Source organism: Paraburkholderia nemoris (genome assembly GCF_905221015.1).
In the GTDB taxonomy this organism is placed as follows: domain Bacteria; phylum Pseudomonadota; class Gammaproteobacteria; order Burkholderiales; family Burkholderiaceae; genus Paraburkholderia; species Paraburkholderia nemoris.
Genome location: NZ_CAJNBO010000107.1, coordinates 1 through 1,111 on the forward strand (window position 1 = coordinate 1; position 1,111 = coordinate 1,111).

Annotated in this window: 1 protein-coding gene; it reads left to right on the forward strand. The window is 63.3% G+C overall.

The features are described from left to right. Positions 1 to 56 precede the first annotated feature (56 nt). Positions 57 to 1,111: IS256 family transposase (locus tag KHO33_RS41860; protein ID WP_407946235.1), on the forward strand; the 1,055-nt coding region annotated here is incomplete at its 3' end.

Sequence of the window (1,111 nt, forward strand, 5' to 3'; positions counted from 1 at the left end):
GGACCTATCCGCAATTTCGTGGGCGGGGCATATCATGAAGGATGAAAATCATGGATATGCCGATCATGAAGAAGAAACGTACCGTCGCCTCGCAGGCAGCGGCCCGAGGGCCGCTGCCTGAACTGCCCGAAGGTCTGCTCGACGAACTGGTGAAAGGCCCGATGACGTCCACGGAGGTCCAGGACCTGATGCTGGCGTTCAACAAGGCCATCATCGAGCGCGCGATGGGCGCCGAGATGAACATGCATCTGGGCTATCCGCCGGGCCAGCCCAAGCCCGACGGCCAGGCCAACGAACGCAACGGCGCGAGCGGCAAGACAATCATCACCGAGCGCGGCCCCGTCAGGGTCGATCTGCCGCGCGATCGTGAGGGCAGTTTCGCGCCGATCCTGATTCCCAAACACGAGCGCCGTTTCACGGGTTTCGATGAGCGCATCATCGCCATGTACGCGCGCGGCATGAGCGTGCGCGAGATTCAGGCTTTTCTGGCCGAAAGCTATGGCACCGAAGTCTCCCCCGACTTCATCAGCTCCGTCACCGACGAAGTGATGGCCGAAACGCTCGCCTGGCAAAATCGTCCGCTCGAAGCGATGTATCCGGTGGTGTTCTTCGACGCGCTGCGCGTGAAAATCCGTGGCGACGGGGTGGTGAGCAACAAGGCCGTGTACCTGGCGCTGGGCATCCAGGCCGATGGCCAGCGCGACGTGCTGGGCCTGTGGATCGAGCAGACCGAGGGGGCGAAGTTCTGGCTCAAGGTGTTCAACGAACTGAAGACGCGCGGCTGCCAGGACATCCTGATCGCGGTGGTCGACGGCCTGAAGGGGCTGGCTGAGGCGATCGGCACGGCGTACCCGCGCACGGCGGTTCAGACCTGCATCGTGCACCTGATCCGCAACAGTCTGGAATATGCCAGCTACAAGGACCGCAAAAGCGTCGCCGCAGCGTTGCGTCCGGTCTATGCCGCCGCGAACGAACAGGCCGCGCAGCAGGCCCTGGAGGCCTTTGCCGAAGGGCCATGGGGCGCAAAGTATCCCACCATCGTGCAGTCGTGGCGACGGGCGTGGGAGAACGTCACACCGTTCTTCGTGTTTCCGCCCGAGATACGCCGGGT